Below are 18,270 nucleotides of genomic sequence, written 5' to 3'. Positions count from 1 at the left end.
GATCACGTGTCGTCGCGGCGCGGCCGTTGCCAGCGGACATCGCGGCGTCCACCCGGCTGCACGGCAGGTCGCTTCGGAAGGAAGGTGAACGGCCCCGACCTGCGGAGATATCCATCACGGTGGACTTGAGTCCCCGGATCTCGAAGGACGGGCCCAGCGTACGCCCATTTCGCCGGGCCCGCTGATGCAACCGCGCTACCGGCGTGCCGGCCGATCCGGCAGCAGCCGTTCCTCGAGGTCGAGTTCGCGTTCCAGGACCCGCAGCCCCTCGTCCGGCAGCCGGCCGGCGTCGCGCCACCGCAGCAGTTCCTCCCGTTGGGCGTCGATCGTCACGCGTCGGATGTGCAAGGCCGCCTCGTACCCGGGTGACACCGGTTCATCGGAACGCAGCAGGTCCAGACGGCCCCGGTAGCGGGCCATCCGGGCGCGCAACTGTCCGCGCATCGTGTCGACGAGGTGGGTGCGGAGGTCGTCGTGGGCCTGCGCCTCCAGTTCGTCCAACGTGTCGAGAGCGGCCTCGACGGACGCGGAACGGGCCTCGTTGCGCAAGCGGGCCTGGTCGGTCTCGTCGGCCCGGAGCCCGAGTTTGCGCACGATCGGCGCGAACGTGAGGCCCTGTCCCACGAGGGTGACCAGCACGACGACGAACGTGCAGAACAACAGCAGGTCACGCGCCGGGAACGGGGCTCCGCCGTCGGTGACCGACGGTAGGGTGAAGATGGCCGCGAGGCTGATCACGCCCCGCGTGCCCGACCAGCTCAGGACAGCAACCTCCCGGCCGGTGAGGCGTTCGGACCGATCGACGTCCGTCCCGTCGCCGCCCAGTCGGGTGTGCAGCGAACGGGGCAGGGACTGGGTGAGGATCAGCCACAGGGGCCGCAGCAGCAGCACGGTGCCGGTGGTGATCACGACCGCGATGACGATCGTCGAGGTGTCGTACGCGGCGAGGCCCCGGATGACGGTGGGCAGTTGCTGCCCGATCAGCAGGAACACGAAGCCTTCGAGCAGGAAGTCGACGAACCGCCAGACGGCGTTCGTCTGGAGCCGGCTGGCCCCCGACGCCGACCGTGGCCGGTGGTGTCCGACGATCAGTCCCGCGACGACGACCGCCAGCACGCCGGAGACGTGGAGGCGTTCCCCGATCAGGTAGGCGGCGAACGGGGTGGCCAGGGACACGGCGTTGGCCGTGAGCGGGTCTCCGCCCAGCGGCCGGGACAGCAGCCGCACGACGTAGGCGACCAGCACACCCACCACGATCCCGCCGAGGACCGCCGCGAGGAACTGGCCCAGTGCCGACGGGGCGGAGAAGCCGCCGCCGGTGGCCGCCGCCACCGCCACGCTGAGGATCGTCAGCGCGGTAGCGTCGTTGAGCAGCCCTTCGCCCTGGATGAGGGTGAGCAGGCGGGGCGGCAGGCCCACCTTGCGCCCCACCGCCAACGCGGCCACCGGGTCCGGTGGGGCGACCGCGGCACCGACCGCGATGCCGGCGGCCAGCGTCGCACCGGTGACGAACCACGCGAAGCCGAACCCGATCACCAACGCGGTGAGCAGCACCAGCACGACCGACAGGCTCACCACGGTACGCAGGTTGCGGCGGATCGCCAGCAGCGACGAGTCGAGAGCCGCGCTGTACAACAGCGGAGGCAGCACGAACGTCAGCACGATCTCCGGATCCAGCGTGACATTGGGCCCGGGCAGCAGCGCGTACCCGATGCCGATGACCGGCAGCAGAGCGGCCGCCGGGAGACCGGTGCGGTCGGCGGCCCACCGCACGATGACGACCACCGCTACGGCGGCAAGGGCGAAAAGCAACGACGATTCGACACTCACGACTCTCATCCTGTCCGGGGGGTCGACGTGACCGGCACGGAACACGCAGAGTGCCGATCCCGATCGGGCACCGCCGGAAGGTGTGGCGCCGGCTTGCGCGGATAGAAGGCGATGCGATGGATATGAACGGGCCGACGCGGCGACTGACGGCGATTCTCGGACGTGCCCGTCGAGGGTCCGGTCGGCTGGACCATCTGGTGCGGGCGGTCGTTCGCTACGACCGCGCCGACGGCGGCCGGCTGGCCGCCGCGGTCACCTACTACGCGTTCTTCGCCGCGTTCTCCTCCGCGCTGCTGGGCTTCGCCGTCCTCGGACACGTACTCGACGACCCCGCGGTGCTTCGCGCGGTGCAGGACTACCTGTCGCAGAACCTGCCGAACCTCGACGCCGGCACCCTGCGCGACGCCCGCGGCACCGCCGGGGTGATCGCGTTCGTCGTCCTGCCGGTCTCCGGCCTGCTCTGGGTCGACGCGCTGCGGTCCTCGATCCGGGCGATCTGGCGGCTGCCCCAGTACCCCGGCAACTTCTTCCTCCGCCAGCTGATCGACCTCGGCATCCTGGCCGGCCTGGGACTCCTGCTGGCCGCGTCGCTCGCCGCCGCCACCGGCACCGAAGCACTGCTCGACCGGCTGCTGTCCGATACGGCCGACGCGGCCGGCCCGACCAGCCGGTGGCTGCTCGACGCAGCCGGCTACACGCTCGGGATCGGGGTGAACACCGTCCTGGCGCTGGGCGTGCTCACCGGACTGCCCCGGCTGCGGATGCCGCTGCGCCGGGTCGTCGGACCGGCGCTGTTCGTCGCCGCCGGGCTGGAGGGCCTGAAGACCGTCGGACGCGTCTACGTGCACCGAACCGAGGCCAACCCGGCATACCAGGTCGTCACCGGCGCGGTCGCCGTACTGGTCTTCCTCAGCCTGCTCAACCAACTCCTGCTGTTCGCCGTCGCCCTCACCGCCACCAGCGATCGCGGGCGCGTCACCGATCTCGCCGGCGCCGCACCACCGATCCGGACCGTCGGCCCGCACCGTCGCGCTCACGTGCGCCGGCGAAGCGCCCGCGGCCCACGAGAGCTCCGCAACGCGCGCGCGGCGGACCGGGCACCGCCATAGGATCGGTGGATGGCCAGCATCGTGTTGCGGGTACGGCTCATGACCGGAGATTTCCTGGATGTCACCTACGAGGACCCCGACACGTCCGACACCCACGGACTGACCGAGCACGCGTTCACCGCGCTCGCCGAGCCGTCCGGGATGATCCGCGCCCGACACGGCAACCGCGTCGTCGTGCTCTACGGACGCGGGGTCGCGGCCATCGAGGTCGAACCGCGCGGTGCCGTGCTGTAGCGGCCACGCGCCGCAGCCCGTTCGTCCATAGTGGACAGTTGATGCCGCGGCGCACGAACCGAAGCAGTCAGGCGGTCGCGGTTTTCGAGGCACGGCCGGGGGTATACCGGCGGCAGGACCGGTCGGGTTCGCGCGGCACCGTACCCGTGCCTGATCGAGGCATGACGGCCCTCTTCCGCCGGTGGGAGAGGGCCGCCGCTTCGGACGGCGTCGCGCGGTCAGTCCGTCCCGGGCTGTCTACGGCCGGCGGCCCTTGGTGCGCGCCGCCAGTCGACGCAGCCTGTCCTGGTTGGCGGGCTTCGCCAGTTCCCTGCGGCCGCGGTCGATGACCTGGCGCCCTCGGGGGCTGTTGAGGAAGTTCTTGAGTCGTTGTACGAGCGATGCCATGCCATCAGTCGTACCCATCCGGGCACCACGGAACCATCGGTCCGGCCGCCGCGCATCACAGGCGCCGGGAGGCATCACCCGACACACCTCCGCCGGGTGCCCGCCGGCCCTCCCGACCTGGTCGTCGCCGAGCTCAGCGCGATGGTCACCGTCCACCGGTAGGAGGTCCACCCCCGGCCACCCGATCCGCTCAGGTCGGCACCGCCGCGGCCGATCTCGGCGGTGAACCTGCCAGAGGGGGAGACCGTCGTGAAGTACAGGCTCGTGACGCGCAGCGACTTCGACGGCTTGGTGTGCGCCACACTGCTGAACCACCTGGACATGATCGACGAGATCAAGTTCGTGCATCCGAAGGACATGCAGGACGGCAAGGTCGAAATCACCGAGAACGACATCATCACCAACCTGCCGTACGTGCCCGGGGCACACATGGTGTTCGACCACCACCACTCCGAGACGGTGCGCGTCGGGCCGCAGCCGAACCACATCATCGACGCGTCGGCCCCGTCGGCGGCCCGCGTCATCTACAACGAGTTCGGCGGCAAGGACTTCTTCACCAACGTGCCGGACGAACTGATGGAGGCGGTCGACAAGGCCGACTCGGCGCAGTACACGGTGGAGGAGATCCTCGACCCGACCGGCTGGACCCTGCTGAACTTCCTGATGGACAGCCGCACCGGTCTGGGCCGCTTCCAGGACTTCACCATCTCCAACTTCGACCTGATGATGAAGCTCATCCACGCCTGCCACCAGTTGGAGAGCGTCGAGGAGATCCTGGCGATGAAGGACGTGCGGGAGCGCTCGGAGCTGTTCCACGCGCACACCGAGCCGTTCATCGCCCAGTTGCAGCGGGTCAGCACCGTGCACGACGACGTGGTCGTGGTGGACCTGCGCGACGAGGACATCATCTACGCCGGCAACCGGTTCATGGTGTACGCGCTCTTCCCGCAGACCCGCGTCTCGATCCACGCGCTGTGGGGCAAGGACAAGCAGAACACGGTCTTCGCGGTCGGGAAGTCCATTGTGGACCGTTCCTCGCCGGTGGACATCGGCTCCGTCATGCTGCGCTACGGCGGCGGCGGTCACCTCGCGGCCGGCACCTGCCAGGTGGACAACGCGGACGCCGAACGGGTGCTCCCCGAGCTGATCCAGGAACTGGCGAAGCCCCGCGTCGCGGCCTGAGAAGCCGTCGGCGCGGGGCGCGGAGCCGCCGGTGCGTCAGTCCAGCGGGCCGAGCCCGTAGCCGCCGTCGGCGACGATCTCGGTGCCGGTGGCGAAGCGGGCCTGTTCGGACGCGGCGAACATGATGAAGTCGGCGATCTCCTCCGGCGCGGCGTTGCGCGGCACGGCGAGGTTGTCGACCGGCACGATCGGGCTGCCGTCGGGCGCGTAGGCCAGCGGCGTCTCGATGATGCCCGGGTGCACCGCGTTGACCCGGATGTTGTCGCGGGCCAGCCCCTTGGCGGCGGCGCGCATCAGCCCGCGCAGGGCCCACTTGCTGCTGCTGTAGGCGACGAGTTCGGGCGCGGCGGTGAGCCCGGCGATGGAGTTCACGACGACGATGGCGCCGCCGCCGGCCGCGCGCATCGACGGGGCCACCGCGCGGATGCCCAGCAGCGTGCCGGTGAGGTTGGTGTCGATCACCCGCCGGAACTCCTCCAGCGGGATGCTCTCGGTGTTGCCGAGGCGCAGGTAGGCGGCGTTGTTGACGAGTATGTCCAGCGGGCCGAAGCGCTCCTCGGCGCGCGCCGTCGCGGCGGCCCACTCGGCCTCGCTGGTGACGTCGAGCCGCACGCCGATGCTGTTGGGGCCGGCCTTCTCGGCGACCTCGTCGTAGCGGCTGCGGGCGGCGGCGACGACGTTCGCGCCGGCACCGGCGAACTGCACGGCGAGGGTGGTGCCGAGCGCGCCGGAGGCGCCGGTGATCAGGACGTTCTTGCCGGTGAAGTCGAACATGGGAGTCCCCTTTCTCAGAAGTCGGTGGAGTGGGCGAGTTCGCGGCCGGCCTCGATGGCCTCGAGCCGGTTGCGCAGGGCGACGGTGGCCAGCGCGTAGGCGTCGGAGCCGAGCGTCAGCCGCAACGGCGCCTCGGGCTTGTCGGCGGAGGCGATGATGGCCGCCGCGATCCGTACGGGGTCGCCGGGCGTGTCGAACGGCGGCACCTCGCCGGCCGCCATGCGGTGCAGGTGTCCGGAGGCCCCGTCGGCGTACTCGGGCAGCGGCGGGCCGAGCACCGCACCGCCGCCGAAGTTGGTGGCGGTCATCCCGGGCTCGACGATCGTCACCTGGATGCCGAAGGGCGCGATCTCCGGAGCCGAGGACTCCCAGAACCCCTCGATCCCCCACTTGGTGGCGTGGTAGAGGCTCATGCCCGGGAAGGCGATCTGCCCGCCGATGCTGGCGATCTGGATGAACCGTCCGCCGCCCTGCCGGCGCAGGTGCGGGGTGGCGGCGCGGGCCAGTTGGATCGAGCCGGTCAGGTTGGTGGCGAGTTGCCGGTCGATCTGCGCGTCGGTGAGCTCCTCGGGCGCGCCGAAGAGTCCGTAGCCGGCGTTGGAGACGACGACGTCGACGCGGCCCAGTTCGGTGAACGCCCGGTCGACGACCGCGCGCAGCTGCGCCGTGTCGGTGACGTCGAGGCGGGCCCGCCAGAGCCGGTCGCCGTAGCGGGCCGCGAGGTCGTCGAGGGCCTCGGTGCGGCGTGCGGTGGCGGCGACCCGGTCGCCCCGGGCGAGCAGCTGTTCGGTGAGTTGCCGGCCGAGGCCGGAGGACGTGCCGGTGATGAACCATGCGCGGCTCATGGATGTGCCCCTTCGAGCTAGGTAACTAACTGGATACATTCATACAGGCGGCACCCGGCGATGTAAACCCCTAGATAGTTATGTACGATCGGACGCATGCCACCCGACGCCACGGACACCAAGCGGCGCCTGATGAAGGCGGCCATCGACGAGTTCGCGCGCTACGGCCTGGCCGGTGCCCGGGTCGACCGCATCGCCGAGAACGCCGCCGCCAACAAGCGTTCGATCTACATGCACTTCGGCACCAAGGAAGAGCTGTTCGACCTCGTGCACGCCCAGGTGTTCCTGGAGGTGGCGGCCTCGATCACCTTCGGCGAGGAGCACCTGATCGGCTACGCCGGCGACCTGTTCGACCGCCTGGAGAAGTGGCCGCACGTGCGGCGCCTCTACCTGTGGGCCGGACTGGAACGGGAGCAGGCCTACGAGCCCGAGGTCGCCGGATACCGCGACCGGCTCGTCGCGATCACGCGGGCGCAGCAGGAGGGCCGCATCCGTTCGGACATCCCGGCGGCGGAGCTGATGGCCATGGTGATCGGCATCGTGATCAGCTGGGAGAGCGCCGCATGGTCGCTGAAGGCGCTGCAGCCGGAGTTCGGGTTCGACGACGTCGCGAGCCGGCGGGCGGCGGTGGTCAGCGCCGTGGCCGGGTTCGTCCGGCCACCAGCGCCCGACGCCTGAGGCGAGCGGCCCGCGGGCCGGTCAGGACGGCATGACGTGGTCGACGATCGCGCCGGCGATGTCGTCGAGGGCGAGCACCCGCTGCACGTTGGTGGTGGCGATGGCCGCCGACGGCATCGCGTAGAACTTCGACGTGACCCGGTCCTGGGCCAGGACCGTGCCGCCGCAGTGCGCGACGGCGCGCACCCCGGCCTGGCCGTCGTGGCCCATGCCGGTGAGGACGACGGCGAGCGCGCGCCTGCCGCAGATCACCGCGAGGGTGACGAGCAGCAGGTCGGCGGAGGGCCGGGCCGGCGGCACGGCACCCGTGTCGATCAGGCCGATGCGGGCGTCGGCCGTCACCAGCAGGTGCCGCGCGGGCGGGATGATCAGGACCCGCCCCGGTCGGATCTCGGCCCGGTCGACGGCCACCTCGACGGGCAGCCGGGTGTTCCGCGCGAGGATCGGCCGCAGCTGGCTGGGCCGGGCCGGGTCCTGGTGCAACGCCACGAGGACGGCGGCGGGCAGGTCGGCCGGCAACGGCGCGAGCACCCGGATCAACGCGTCGAGCCCACCGGCCGAGGCGACCAGTGCCACGATCGGGAACTGCACCGGGAACGGATCGACCGCGGACGACCTCGCCACCGCGACCGGTTCGGCGTCGGGCGGGTGCGCGGCCATGCCGTGACGGTACGCCGCACCGGTCTGTCGTGGGTCGATGTCACGCCCGGCCGTGCCCCCGAAGAGTGCCGTCGAGCATCATGAAGGTCATCGAGGGAACGGGGAGCCATGTCCACTGAGCCGCTCGCGGAGGCGCCCCGGCGCCAGGCCCGCAACTCCGCCGCGTTCTGGGCCGCGACCGGGCGTTCCCGCGGACACGAGGTGATCCACCGACCGGGGTACCTCGCGGTCGCCGGTGACGCGCGCGCCGGCCTGCGGATCCTGATCCAGGAACCGGGCCTGGACGCCGCCGCGGTGGCCGAGATCGACGGCCTGGTCGCGGCGGCGACCGGCCCGGTGGACATCGAGGATCCGTTCAGCGCCACCGAACTGGGCCACCTCGGCCTGCGCCACTGGCGGATGCCGGTGATGCTGCGCCCGCCCGGCCCGGTCGCCGCACCGGCGATGGAGGTGCTCCGCGCGACGGACGAGAAGGACCTGCACGCCGCCGAACGGGCGGTGATCGCCGGCTTCGAGCTGAACCGCTTCCTGCCGCACCGCGACGGCGAACTCTTCCCGCCGGCCCTCATCGCTGAGCCCGGCGTGGACGTCTTCGTCGCGCGCCTCGACGGGGAGGTCGCCGGGGCCTGCGTCACCGTCGTCGACGGCGGCTTCGGCAGCTACTACTGGGTGGGCACGCCGCCGGCGTTCCGTTCGCGGGGCGTCGGGCGGGCCGTCATGCTCGGCTCCCTCGCCCAGCTGCCGGAGGTGCCGGTCACGCTCACCGCGTCGCGCCTGGGCCGGCCGCTGTACGAGTCGCTCGGCTTCCACGCGGCGGACGACTCCACCTGGTACTCATCGACGTAGATACAAATTCGCGGTGGCGCGCCGATTTCGGACCCGGCAGACTGGCGGCTTCGCCGTTCGGGGGGAGCCGTCATGGGGGATGCCGCGGTCGAGGTCGTCGATCTGCGCCGGACGTTCAAGGTGCCGGAGCGGGAGACCGGGCTGCGGGCCTCGGTGCGCAGCCTGTTCCACCGGGAATACCGGCAGGTGCACGCGGTCGACGGGATCACGTTCGAGATCGGCGCGGGTGAGGTCGTCGGCTTCCTCGGCCCCAACGGCGCCGGCAAGACCACCACGCTGAAGATGCTCGCCGGACTCCTGCACCCGACCGGCGGGCAGGTGCGCGTCCTCGGCGAGACGCCGCACCGGCGCAGGCCCGACTACCTGAGCCGGATCTCACTGGTGATGGGCAACCGCAACCAGTTGCAGTGGGACACGCCGGCGGCCGACTCGTTCGAGCTCAACCGGGCCGTCTACCGGATCCCGCCCGCCGAGTTCCGCAGCACCCGCGACGAACTCGTCGACCTGCTCGACCTCGGCGCGTTGATCACCAAGCCGGTGCGTAACCTCTCCCTCGGCGAACGGATGAAGGTCGAACTCGCCGGCGCCCTCCTGCACCGCCCGCAGATGCTCTTCCTCGACGAACCCACGCTCGGCCTGGACATCACGATGCAGAAGCGGATCCGCGAGTTCATCGGCGAGCACAACCGCCGCCACGGCTCGAGCGTCCTGCTGACCAGTCACTACATGGCCGACGTGGAGGCCCTGTGCCGGCGGGTCATCGTCATCGACCACGGCCGCATCCTCTTCGACGGCGACCTCGCCGCCCTGGGCGGCCGCCTCGCCGCCTACAAGGAACTGGGCGTCACCCTCGCCGACGGCGCCGCCGACCTGTCGGGCTACGGCGAGGTGCGCTCCCGCGACGGCGACCGGGTGACGCTGCGGGTGCCGAAGGAGACCACGCCGCAGGTGACCGCGCGGCTGCTGGCCGAACACACCGTGCTGGACCTGACCGTCGAGGATCCACCGGTCGAGGACATCATCGAGCTGCTCCTCGCCGCCGGGCACAAGGCGCCATGAGCGTGCCGGGGGCGCCGGGCAGGGCCCGGAGGGAGCGCAGCGAAGCGGAGCGGAAGGAGGGCACCGCCACGAGGCGGGGCCCCCGGCTGAGCGGGCAGCAATGAGCATGCCGGCGCTTCTCGACCTGTACCGGGTGCAGGCGCGGATGGCGGTGCAGCAGCAGCTCCAGTACCGGATGCGCAACGCCATGGTGCTGGTCGGGTTTCTCACCGAACCGGTCGTGTACCTGGCCGTGTGGACCGCCGTGGCGAAGGAGAACGGCGGCTCCGTCGGCGGCTGGACGTCCGGCACGCTGGCCGCCTACTTCATCGTGTGGACCCTGGTGCGCAGCATGAACGTGGTCTTCACGCCGTACGGGTTCGAGTGGCGGATCCGCACCGGGCAGATGTCGGCCAGCCTGTTGCGCCCGCGCCACCCGGTGCACTACGACCTGGCGTACTTCGCCGGCTCGAAGGTCGTGTGGTTCGTCATGTGGCTGCCGATCGCCGCCGCGCTGGCGCTGCTGTTCCGCCCGACCCTGCGTCCGGAGGCGGTCGAGGTCCTCGTCTTCGTGGTCGCGATCGTGGGCGCCTACCTGATCCGGTCGCTGTTGCAGTGGCTGATCGGCATGGTGACGTTCTGGACGACCCGGGTGGGCGCGCTGTTCGAGATCTACATGGTCGCCGAACTGATGCTCTCCGGCCGCCTCGTGCCGATGTCGCTGATGCCGTCCTGGGTTCGGGATGTGGCGGGCTGGCTGCCGTTCAAGTGGACGTTCGGCTTCCCGATCGAGGTGCTCGTGGGCGACCTCGGCACCCGCGCGCTGCTGCTCGGGCTCGCCACGCAGGCCGCCTGGATCGCCGCCACGGCCGGGCTGTTGGCCCTGGCGTGGCGCGGCGCCGTTCGTCGGTACTCGGCGGTGGGCAACTGATGCGCGCGCTCCGCCTCATCGCCCTGCACCTGCGGGTGGTCGCCATGTACGAGATGCAGTACCGGATGAACTTCTTCCTGCAGCTCTTCCAGTCGGCGCTCGCCACCGGGACCGGGCTGGTGGTGCTGGCCCTGGTCTACGCGCAGGTCGACGAGCTGCGCGGCTGGAGCAGGCCCGAACTGCTCGTGGTGCTGGGCGTGTTCACGATCATCGGCGGCGTTCTGGAATCTGTGGTCAAGCCGAACCTGGTGCGGTTCATGGAGGAGGTCGCCGACGGCAGGCTCGACTTCGTGCTCGCGAAGCCGGTCGACGCGCAGCTGCTGATCAGCATCCGGGCCGTCCGGTTCTGGCAGGCGGTGGACGTTCTCGTCGGTGCGGTGGTGCTCGGCGTCGGCGCGAGCCGGCTCACCCCGCGGCCGGGTGCGCTCGCGGTGCTCGGCTTCGCCGCCGGGCTGCTGTTCGCCGTGGTGATTCTGTACTCGTTCCTGTTGATTCTCGCCACGTCGGCGTTCTGGTTCGTGCGGGTGGACAGTTTCGTGGAGACGTTCGACGGCGTCTTCCAGGCCGGCCGGTGGCCGATCGGTATCTACCCCGGCTGGCTGCGGACCGGGCTCACGGTCGTCGTGCCGGTCGGTTTCGCGGTCACCGTTCCCGCGGAACTGCTGACCGACCGCTCCGGGTGGGTGACCCTCGCCGCGGAGGCCGCGCTGGCCGCGGCGCTCGCCGGTCTGGCCCGGTTGTGTTGGCGCCTCGGCCTGCGTCGATACGGAGGAGCCTCCGCGTGAACGGCACCGCGCGCGCATAACACTTTTCCGCGCCGAAAAACCTTTCATCATCGAGCAGCGCGAATGGCCCGCGCGCACAGCCGCGGCTTGAAAGCGCTGTGCTTCCTTGCGACTCTCGCCCGACTCGCACACCCCCGGGAGAGTCCATGAAGCTGCATCAGCACCGACGTCGGCTGGTGGCCGGACTGGCCGTCGCCACTGTGACCGCGGGCCTCGCCGCGGCGGTGAACATGAGCGCGGCGCAGGCCGCCGCCGGCTGCCGCGTCGACTACACCGTCAGCAACGAGTGGCAGGGCGGCTTCGGCGCCGCCGTCAGAATCACCAACCTCGGCGACCCGGTCAACGGCTGGAACCTCACCTGGTCGTTCACCGCCGGGCAGACCGTCACCCAGCTCTGGAACGGCACGCACACGCAGTCCGGCGCGAACGTCACCGTCACCAACGCGGCCTACAACGGCGCGATCGGCACCGGAAGCAGCGTCGAGTTCGGCTTCAACGGCTCCCAGAACGGCAGCAACCCCAAGCCGGCGAGCTTCGCGCTGAACGGCACCACGTGCACCGGCGCGCCCGCCACCGCCGGCCCCTCCTCCCCCGCACCGTCCTCGCCGGGCCCCTCGTCCCCCGGCCCCTCCACGCCGGCCGGCACACCGGACATCACGGTGAACGCCGCCAGCACCTACCAGACGATCGACGGCTTCGGCGCGGCGACGGCGATCTGGGGCGGCACCTGGTCGACGGCCGAGACGCAGACCCTGGTCGGCATGGGCCCGAACCAGCTCGGGCTGTCGATCGTGCGCACCGGCGTCTCACCGGTCTCCGGCGAGTGGTCGACCCACGTGAACGCCCTGAAGACGGCGAAGTCCGCCGGCTCCGGCGTGAAGATCCTGGCCTCCCCGTGGACCGCGCCGGCGGCGTGGAAGACGAACAACAGCCGCACCGGCGGCGGCAAGCTGCGCACCGACTACTACGACGACTACGCCGGCCACCTCAACAGCTACGTGCAGTACATGCGCGGCCAGGGCGTGCCGATCGACGTCACCTCGGTGCAGAACGAGCCGGACTGGCACCCCGACTACGACTCCATGGACTGGAGCGGCACCGAACTGGCGACGTTCGTGCGCAACAACGGCGCGGCGGTGCAGAACACCCGGCTCATGGTCGCCGAGGCGGTGAACCTCAACTACACCTACACCGACCCGACCCTGAACGACGCGGCCGCCCGCGCGAACGTCGGCTACATCGGCGGCCACCTGTACGGCACCGAGTCCGCCGGCCGGCTGGCTCCCTACCCGTTGGCGGCCCAGCACAACAAGCCGGTGTGGATGACCGAGTGGAACCTGCACGCGGCCGACGGCAACGGCTCGGCCATCTGGGGCGACCCGAGCAACCTGGCCGCCTGGAACGAGACGCTCGACGACATCATGCGCACGGTGCACCGGTCGATGGAGGCGAACTGGAGCGCCTACATCTGGTGGTACGGCAAGCGCTACTACTCGTTCATCGGCGACGGCGAGGCGGCCTACGGCACCACGGCCGGGGCGCCGCTCAAGCGCGGCTACGCCTTCTCGCAGTACGCGAAGTACGTGCGACCGGGGTATCAGCGGGTCGCGCTGGCCAAGAGCGCCAAGGCCGCACCGCTTGAGGTGACCGCCTACCGGGGCGGCGGGAAGACCACGCTGGTGATCCTCAACCGGTCGGCCAACGCGGTCGACAATGCGGTGATCCAGGTGCCGCAGACCGTCACGCGGGCCGAGCACTACCTGACCTCGCGCACCGCCAACGCGGCGGCGCAGGCCACCACGGTCAACGGCGGTCAGGTGCGGGTGAACGTCGGCGCCCGCAGCATCTCCACGGTCGTGCTCAGCTGAGGTAGGTCAGACGTCGGCCAGCGGGTCGACCGGCCACTCCGCCGTCACGACCAGCGGGCCGACGTGGACGTGCGGCTCCGCGCCGGTGCGATCCGTCGCCGTCTCGGCCTGCTCGGCGGTGGTCTCCAGGGCCGCCCAGAACGGCTCCAGGGCCGCCGCCGAGCCGGTCAGGCGCAGCGTCGGGCCGGCCTCCAGCGCCACGGTGAGGGCGCCGCCGGTGACGGCCTGCACGATCGTGCCGTTGGCCAGCGGCGCCTCGCCGGAACTCCCCCGCAGCACCGCCGCGAGGGCCCGCAGCGCCTCCGTCCGGCCGGCCAGGTCCAGGTCGTCGCCGTGGTAGCGCAGGCGGCACCGCTGATCACCGATCATGTTCGCCATTATGCCGGTGCCCGAACGGGACCCGGCCGACCACGTCGCGCGGCATCGATCGACGTCGGGCAGACTGGGGCCGTGGATGGGCTGGCGTCACTCTCCGGGAGGTACCGCATACTCGACCGCCTCGGCCAGGGCGGCATGTCCGTCGTGTGGCGGGCGCACGACGACGTGCTCAACCGGGCGGTGGCGATCAAGGTGCTCGCGCCGGGCCAGCACGTCGACGCCGCCGCGCGGGCCCGGGTGCAGGCCGAGGCGCGGGCCGCGGCGGCGCTGTCGCACCCCAACGTCGCGGCCGTGCACGACTACGGCGAGGCGGCCGACCCCTCCGGCGAGCCGCTCCCCTACGTGGTGATGGAACTCGTCGACGGCCCGACGCTGACGGAGGTGCTGGACGACGGCCCGGTCGGCCCCGCCGACGCGATGCGCATCTGCGCCGACGTGGCCGCCGGACTGGCCGCCGCCCACGCGCGCGGTCTCGTGCACCGCGACGTCAAGCCGGGCAACGTGATCGTCACGCCCGGCGGGGCCAAACTCGTCGACTTCGGCATCGCCGCGGCGGTCGGCGAGCCGGACGAGACCGACGGGGACGGCCTCATGTACGGCACCCCCGCCTACCTCGCCCCCGAACGCCTCGAGGACGGCGTCGTCGTCGCCGGCTCCGACGTGTACGCCCTCGGGCTGCTGCTCTACCGGATGCTCACCGGGCGCACGCCGTGGTCGGTGCAGACCACCACGCAGATGCTGCGGGCGCACGCGTACGTGAAGCCGAAGCCGCTGCCGGCCGTCGAGGGCGTTCCGGAGGAGATCGCGCAGCTGTGCCGGCGGTGCCTCGCGAAGGATCCGGAGGACCGGCCGACCGCCGCCGAGGCGGCCGCGTTCCTGAGCGCCGCCGCGCGTGACGCCCAGGCGGCCGGGTCGGACACCGCGGCACCCCGACCGGCCGCCGGTCTCGCCGCCGCGCCGACCGGTCTCGCCACCGGGGCGGGCGGCGCTGCGTCGGACGCCGAACCGACGGGTCCGACGGTCGACGTGGCGGCCTCCCGCCGGCGCCGCCTCACCGTGCTGGCGCTGGTGGTCGCGCTCATGGTGACCGGCCTGTTCCTGGTGGCGCTGCGGCGCTCCGGATGGCCGCCGCCGGGCCCCGGCCACGCGGAGCCCGGGCGCGGCGTGCAGAGCGGCGTCGAGCCGGCGCAGGCGGGGCCGACGGCCGGTGGCGGTTCCGGTGGCGCGTCGGCGGCGGCGAACGGCGGCGGATCGGCCGGCCCGTCGGGTCCGGGAGGCGCGAGTCCCGGCGCACCCGTCGCGCCACCCGCCGGCGCCACGAACGGGCCCACGGGCGGCGCCGGCCCCACCGCCCCGGCCACGCCGGGCACCGCCCCGCCGCCGGCGCGGCGCACGGCGGACACCACCGGCGGCAGCGCCGTGTTCGAGTGCACCGCCTCCGGCGCCTACGTGGTCTCCTGGGAGCCGGACGCCGACTACGAGACCCAGAACGTGCAGCGCGGCCCCGGGCAGAAGGTGCACGTGATGTTCAAGTCCGGCAACCGGCACGTGAAGATCGAGGCCGGCTGCGTGAACGGCGTCCCCGACATCACCATCAAGTGACGTTCGGGTAAGGCGCTCTGCCTGTCGGGGCACAGCGGCACACCGGCGTACCCGCGTTCATTCGACGTCGTCCCGTGCGGCCCACCGCGCGGATCCCTCGAACGAAAGTCGAATGAACCATGCGGAGACGAACCATCGTCCGAACCGTCGGCGCGCTCGCCGGAATGACCGCCTGCGGACTGGTGGCGGTGCTCACCCTGCCCGCCGGAGCCGCCGATCGGGCCGCCCCGACCGAGATCCGGGTGTCCGAGTCGAGCACCGGCGCGCCGGCCGACGAGAGCGCCGGCAACCCGGCGATGAGCGGCGACGGCCGGTACGTGGTGTTCGAGTCGAAGGCCACCAACCTGACGGCCGGCGCCGACGACTTCAGGAACCGCGTCTTCCTGCGCGACCTGCGCACCGGGCAGGTGCGGGCGTTGCCCTCGGCGATCGGCGACGACTCCGGCGACCACGCGTGGTTCAGCCCGAACGGCACGCACTTCGTCGTCGGCTCCACCGATGGCTTCGCCGTCTACGACGCGGCCACCGGCGCCGTGCGCTACACCGTCGCGGTCGGTGCGAACGCCGCCGAACCGCGGGTGACCGACGACGGGCGCTCCCTGTTCTACGTGGACTACAGCCTCACCCGGGGCGTCACCCGGTTCGTCGTCTTCGACAGCGCCACGGGCGAGAACCGCGCCGTGCCGCTGCCCGGCTTCACCCGGGACCCGGGCAACCCGCAGCTCAGCGGCGACGGCCGCTACCTGGCCTTCGAGACGGCGCAGTCCCTGGTGCCGACCGACACCGACGGGTTCACCGACGTGTACCGCGCCGACCTGACCACCGGTGAACTGCTGCGGGTCTCGGTCACCACGGACGGCGGCCCGATCCTCGCCGGCGAGTCCTTCATGCCCCGGATGAGCGCCGACGGCCGGTACATCGTGTTCCAGTCCGAGGAGTCGCCGTTCGACCGGCTGGGCGGCGTTTACCTGCGCGACGTGCGGGGCGGCACCACCGAGGCGGTCACCACCTACGCGCAGGGCATCGGCCTGGCCGCTCCCGACGTGAGCGACGACGGCCGGTACGTGTCGTTCGTGGAGGGCACCGGCGTGGTGAAGGTGCGCGACCGGCGCAGCGGGCAGGTCCGCGTGGCCGTCGACCCGGAGCGCGTGCAGCCGACCCAGCTCAGCAGCGACGGCCGGACCCTGGTCTACGCGGCCGTCACCGCGGGCTTCGACCCGAGCCAGGTGTACGTGCGCACCCTCGGCTGAGCGAACCGTCAGCCGTCGGGCCCGGATTCGGGTCCGGCGGCGTGCGGCGTCTTGAAGCCGATGAAGCCGAACACCACGTTGAGCACCGGGCTCACCAGGTTGAAGAAGCAGTAGGGCAGGTAGGCGCCGGTGGCCACGCCGAGCACCCCGGAGATGTAGGCGCCGCAGGTGTTCCAGGGCACCAGCACCGAGGTGACCGTGCCGGAGTCCTCGACCGAACGGGACAGCACCTCGGGCGCGAGCCCGCGCCGGGCGAACTCCGCCCGGAACATCCGCGCCGGCAGCACGTCGGCGACGTACTGGTCGCCGGCGACGACGTTCAGGCCGATGCCGGCGGTGGTGGCGGCGAGAACCAGCCGGCCGCGGTTGCGCGCCCAGCCCACCACCGGCGCGAGCAGCCGCGCGAGAAAGCCGGCGTGCTCGCAGACCGCCGCGAACGACAGCGCCCCCAGGATCAGCCAGATCGTGGTGAGCAGGCTGGTCATCCCGCCCCGGGAGAAGAGCACGTCGACCTTGTCGTTGCCGGAGTCGCTGACGAACCCGGTGGCCATGGCGGTGAAGATCGCGTCCACGCCGGTCGCGAACGCCGACGCGTCCGGCTCGTCGACGAAGGCGCGTACCGCCGGCCCCTGGGTGAAGGGCGCCAGCACCCCGGCGAAGACGGCCGAGCCGAGGATCGCCAGGAACGGCGGCACCCGCAGCAGCGCGAACGCCGCCAGCAGCGCCAGCGGCAGCAGGTTCACCCAGGAGATGTGGAACACCGAGGCCAGCGCGCGCTGGGCGTCGTCCGTCGGTACCGCCCCGTTCGGCTCGGCGCGCAGCCCGAGGATCAGGAACGCGACGAGGCTGATCCCGAACGCCGGGCCGGCCGTCCAGATCATGTTGCGCAGGTGGGCGCCGACGGTGAGCCCGCCGCCGACCAGCTTCGGCACCAGGATCGTGGTCTCCGACAGCGGCGTCATCTTGTCGCCGAAGTAGGCGCCGCAGATGACCGCTCCGGCGGCGACGGCCGCGGACAGGCCCAGGACGTTCGCCATGGCGACGAAGGCGACGCCGAGCGTGCCGGCCGTCGTCCACGAGCTGCCCGTCACCAGTCCCACCAGCCCGCAGATGACCGCCGAGGCGAGGTAGAACCAGGTGGGCCCGAGCAGCCCGATGCCCCAGTACACGATCGTCGGAATGGTGCCGGCCATGTTCCAGGTGCCGATGAGGCCGCCGACGGCGAGCAGGATGAAGATCGCCGCGACCGCCGTGGTGACGCCGCCGATCGCCGCGTCCGCGACGGCCGCGACGGTGTGCCCGTCGCGCAGCGCCACCAGTCCCGCGAACGCGGCGCTGAGCAGCAGCGCGACCTGGATCGGCCCGTCCGTCGCGTCGGCCCCGAAGCGCACGATCGCCAGCACCAGCAGGCCGACCAGCACGACGACGGGCAGGCAGGCCTGGAGCAGGGTCGGCTGACGCGGCGCGGGGGAACCCGTCGTGGGCTCCCCCGTACCGGTCGTCACGTGCTCGTGCCGGCGGGCACCGCGTTGCCGTCCTGACGGGCCACGGTGCTGCTGTGCCAGGCGCGGGCGCCCGAGGAGAGCGCGCTGCGGGCGTGCTGCCACTGCCGGTGCGCCAGTTCGCGCGGCGGAACCTCCATCCGTTCCACCCGCCGGCGGATCCCGGACACGATCGCCGCCCCGCCCAGCGCCAGCCCGGTCAGGCCGACCACGGCCGCCGCGCCGACCATCGCCGTGCCGGCCATCAGCACCATGAACCGCCCGCCGCCCCACGGCTGCGTCTTCGACATGAGACCTCCTTCGTCGTCGGTGACGGGAGCATGCCGCCGCTCGGGTGCGATCGCCTCGCCCGCGCCGGAGGATCCGCGCCG

General features: G+C 71.9%; 19 protein-coding genes. 11 read left to right on the top strand and 8 right to left on the bottom strand.

Going from position 1 to position 18,270, the window contains the following annotated elements; translation table 11 throughout:
* Nucleotides 1–195: 195 nt before the first annotated feature.
* Nucleotides 196–1,839: a Na+/H+ antiporter gene (locus Val02_RS23985; RefSeq protein WP_203901429.1), complete on the bottom strand. Its 1,644-nt coding sequence runs from the start codon at nt 1,837–1,839 to the stop codon at nt 196–198.
* A 188-nt stretch (nt 1,840–2,027) separates the two neighbouring features.
* Between Val02_RS23985 and Val02_RS23980 the strand changes: the two genes are divergently transcribed.
* Both Val02_RS23980 and Val02_RS23975 read left to right on the top strand, forming a co-directional pair.
* The gene (locus Val02_RS23980; RefSeq protein WP_239153295.1) at nt 2,028–2,939 is read left to right on the top strand and encodes a YihY/virulence factor BrkB family protein; all 912 of its coding nucleotides are present in this window, start codon (nt 2,028–2,030) and stop codon (nt 2,937–2,939) included.
* Nucleotides 2,940–2,948: 9 nt separating this feature from the next.
* Nucleotides 2,949–3,173 (top strand): hypothetical protein, encoded by a 225-nt coding sequence (locus Val02_RS23975; protein WP_203901428.1) that lies wholly within the window; start codon nt 2,949–2,951, stop codon nt 3,171–3,173.
* A 237-nt stretch (nt 3,174–3,410) separates the two neighbouring features.
* Here the strand turns inward: Val02_RS23975 and Val02_RS23970 are convergent, their stop codons facing one another.
* On the bottom strand, nt 3,411–3,560 hold the full coding sequence (locus tag Val02_RS23970) for a hypothetical protein (RefSeq protein WP_203901427.1): 150 nt from the start codon (nt 3,558–3,560) through the stop codon (nt 3,411–3,413).
* A 249-nt stretch (nt 3,561–3,809) separates the two neighbouring features.
* Here Val02_RS23970 and Val02_RS23965 point away from each other — a divergent pair, with 249 nt between their 5' ends.
* A complete protein-coding gene (locus Val02_RS23965; RefSeq protein WP_203901426.1) occupies nt 3,810–4,742 on the top strand; it encodes an exopolyphosphatase in 933 nt (310 codons plus the stop codon).
* Nucleotides 4,743–4,778: 36 nt separating this feature from the next.
* On the opposite strand, the gene Val02_RS23960 is transcribed toward Val02_RS23965, so the two are convergent.
* Nucleotides 4,779–5,516, bottom strand: coding sequence for an SDR family NAD(P)-dependent oxidoreductase (locus tag Val02_RS23960; RefSeq protein ID WP_203901425.1), 738 nt, complete (start codon nt 5,514–5,516; stop codon nt 4,779–4,781).
* A 14-nt stretch (nt 5,517–5,530) separates the two neighbouring features.
* Complete coding sequence (locus Val02_RS23955; protein ID WP_203901424.1) at nt 5,531–6,361, bottom strand: SDR family oxidoreductase; 831 nt, start codon at nt 6,359–6,361, stop codon at nt 5,531–5,533.
* 96 nt (nt 6,362–6,457) lie between these two features.
* Between Val02_RS23955 and Val02_RS23950 the strand changes: the two genes are divergently transcribed.
* Nucleotides 6,458–7,039 carry a TetR/AcrR family transcriptional regulator gene (locus Val02_RS23950; RefSeq protein ID WP_203901423.1) on the top strand — a complete coding sequence of 194 codons (582 nt, stop codon included), beginning with the start codon at nt 6,458–6,460 and terminating at the stop codon, nt 7,037–7,039.
* Nucleotides 7,040–7,060: 21 nt separating this feature from the next.
* Here Val02_RS23950 and Val02_RS23945 read toward each other — a convergent pair whose 3' ends face one another.
* The gene (locus tag Val02_RS23945) at nt 7,061–7,699 is read right to left on the bottom strand and encodes a chemotaxis protein CheB (protein ID WP_203901422.1); all 639 of its coding nucleotides are present in this window, start codon (nt 7,697–7,699) and stop codon (nt 7,061–7,063) included.
* Nucleotides 7,700–7,807: 108 nt separating this feature from the next.
* On the opposite strand from Val02_RS23945, the gene Val02_RS23940 reads away from it, so the two are divergent.
* The 5 genes from Val02_RS23940 (at nt 7,808) to Val02_RS23920 (ending at nt 13,167) form a co-directional block, all read left to right on the top strand.
* Complete coding sequence (locus tag Val02_RS23940; RefSeq protein ID WP_203901421.1) at nt 7,808–8,545, top strand: GNAT family N-acetyltransferase; 738 nt, start codon at nt 7,808–7,810, stop codon at nt 8,543–8,545.
* Nucleotides 8,546–8,617: 72 nt separating this feature from the next.
* The gene (locus Val02_RS23935) at nt 8,618–9,604 is read left to right on the top strand and encodes an ABC transporter ATP-binding protein (RefSeq protein WP_203901420.1); all 987 of its coding nucleotides are present in this window, start codon (nt 8,618–8,620) and stop codon (nt 9,602–9,604) included.
* Nucleotides 9,605–9,710: 106 nt separating this feature from the next.
* Nucleotides 9,711–10,514: an ABC transporter permease gene (locus Val02_RS23930; protein ID WP_203901419.1), complete on the top strand. Its 804-nt coding sequence runs from the start codon at nt 9,711–9,713 to the stop codon at nt 10,512–10,514.
* Nucleotides 10,514–11,299: an ABC transporter permease gene (locus Val02_RS23925; RefSeq protein WP_203901418.1), complete on the top strand. Its 786-nt coding sequence runs from the start codon at nt 10,514–10,516 to the stop codon at nt 11,297–11,299. Before Val02_RS23930 ends, Val02_RS23925 begins: the two co-directional genes overlap by 1 nt.
* Before the next feature lie 146 nt (nt 11,300–11,445).
* Complete coding sequence (locus Val02_RS23920; protein WP_203901417.1) at nt 11,446–13,167, top strand: cellulose binding domain-containing protein; 1,722 nt, start codon at nt 11,446–11,448, stop codon at nt 13,165–13,167.
* 6 nt (nt 13,168–13,173) lie between these two features.
* On the opposite strand, the gene Val02_RS23915 is transcribed toward Val02_RS23920, so the two are convergent.
* Complete coding sequence (locus Val02_RS23915; RefSeq protein WP_203901416.1) at nt 13,174–13,536, bottom strand: hypothetical protein; 363 nt, start codon at nt 13,534–13,536, stop codon at nt 13,174–13,176.
* An 81-nt stretch (nt 13,537–13,617) separates the two neighbouring features.
* Between Val02_RS23915 and Val02_RS23910 the strand changes: the two genes are divergently transcribed.
* Both Val02_RS23910 and Val02_RS23905 read left to right on the top strand, forming a co-directional pair.
* Nucleotides 13,618–15,147 (top strand): serine/threonine-protein kinase, encoded by a 1,530-nt coding sequence (locus Val02_RS23910; RefSeq protein WP_239153294.1) that lies wholly within the window; start codon nt 13,618–13,620, stop codon nt 15,145–15,147.
* A gap of 119 nt (nt 15,148–15,266) precedes the next feature.
* Nucleotides 15,267–16,397 carry a TolB family protein gene (locus Val02_RS23905; protein ID WP_203901415.1) on the top strand — a complete coding sequence of 377 codons (1,131 nt, stop codon included), beginning with the start codon at nt 15,267–15,269 and terminating at the stop codon, nt 16,395–16,397.
* An 8-nt stretch (nt 16,398–16,405) separates the two neighbouring features.
* Here Val02_RS23905 and Val02_RS23900 read toward each other — a convergent pair whose 3' ends face one another.
* Together Val02_RS23900 and Val02_RS23895 are read right to left on the bottom strand one after the other, a co-directional pair.
* A complete protein-coding gene (locus tag Val02_RS23900) occupies nt 16,406–17,902 on the bottom strand; it encodes a Na+/H+ antiporter NhaC family protein (RefSeq protein ID WP_239153293.1) in 1,497 nt (498 codons plus the stop codon).
* Entirely contained in the window at nt 17,899–18,189 is a 291-nt protein-coding gene (locus Val02_RS23895) for a hypothetical protein (protein WP_203901414.1), read from the bottom strand. The genes Val02_RS23900 and Val02_RS23895 overlap by 4 nt, the downstream gene beginning before the upstream one ends.
* Between the last annotated feature and the right edge of the window lie 81 nt (nt 18,190–18,270).

The sequence above is a fragment of the Virgisporangium aliadipatigenens genome (assembly GCF_016863615.1).
Taxonomy (GTDB): Bacteria; Actinomycetota; Actinomycetes; order Mycobacteriales; family Micromonosporaceae; genus Virgisporangium; species Virgisporangium aliadipatigenens.
This window is presented reverse-complemented; position numbering and strand designations above follow the sequence as displayed.

Excerpts from the sequence above, each read along its gene's own strand:
- Val02_RS23985 (WP_203901429.1), bottom strand. The coding sequence starts at position 1,839 with ATGAGAGTCGTGAGTGTCGAATCGTCGTTGCTTTTCGCCCTTGCCGCC.
- Val02_RS23975 (WP_203901428.1), top strand. The coding sequence starts at position 2,949 with ATGGCCAGCATCGTGTTGCGGGTACGGCTCATGACCGGAGATTTCCTG.
- Val02_RS23970 (WP_203901427.1), bottom strand. The coding sequence starts at position 3,560 with ATGGCATCGCTCGTACAACGACTCAAGAACTTCCTCAACAGCCCCCGA.
- Val02_RS23960 (WP_203901425.1), bottom strand. The coding sequence starts at position 5,516 with ATGTTCGACTTCACCGGCAAGAACGTCCTGATCACCGGCGCCTCCGGC.
- Val02_RS23955 (WP_203901424.1), bottom strand. The coding sequence starts at position 6,361 with ATGAGCCGCGCATGGTTCATCACCGGCACGTCCTCCGGCCTCGGCCGG.
- Val02_RS23950 (WP_203901423.1), top strand. The coding sequence starts at position 6,458 with ATGCCACCCGACGCCACGGACACCAAGCGGCGCCTGATGAAGGCGGCC.
- Val02_RS23945 (WP_203901422.1), bottom strand. The coding sequence starts at position 7,699 with ATGGCCGCGCACCCGCCCGACGCCGAACCGGTCGCGGTGGCGAGGTCG.
- Val02_RS23940 (WP_203901421.1), top strand. The coding sequence starts at position 7,808 with ATGTCCACTGAGCCGCTCGCGGAGGCGCCCCGGCGCCAGGCCCGCAAC.
- Val02_RS23935 (WP_203901420.1), top strand. The coding sequence starts at position 8,618 with ATGGGGGATGCCGCGGTCGAGGTCGTCGATCTGCGCCGGACGTTCAAG.
- Val02_RS23930 (WP_203901419.1), top strand. The coding sequence starts at position 9,711 with ATGCCGGCGCTTCTCGACCTGTACCGGGTGCAGGCGCGGATGGCGGTG.
- Val02_RS23925 (WP_203901418.1), top strand. The coding sequence starts at position 10,514 with ATGCGCGCGCTCCGCCTCATCGCCCTGCACCTGCGGGTGGTCGCCATG.
- Val02_RS23920 (WP_203901417.1), top strand. The coding sequence starts at position 11,446 with ATGAAGCTGCATCAGCACCGACGTCGGCTGGTGGCCGGACTGGCCGTC.
- Val02_RS23915 (WP_203901416.1), bottom strand. The coding sequence starts at position 13,536 with ATGATCGGTGATCAGCGGTGCCGCCTGCGCTACCACGGCGACGACCTG.
- Val02_RS23905 (WP_203901415.1), top strand. The coding sequence starts at position 15,267 with ATGCGGAGACGAACCATCGTCCGAACCGTCGGCGCGCTCGCCGGAATG.
- Val02_RS23895 (WP_203901414.1), bottom strand. The coding sequence starts at position 18,189 with ATGTCGAAGACGCAGCCGTGGGGCGGCGGGCGGTTCATGGTGCTGATG.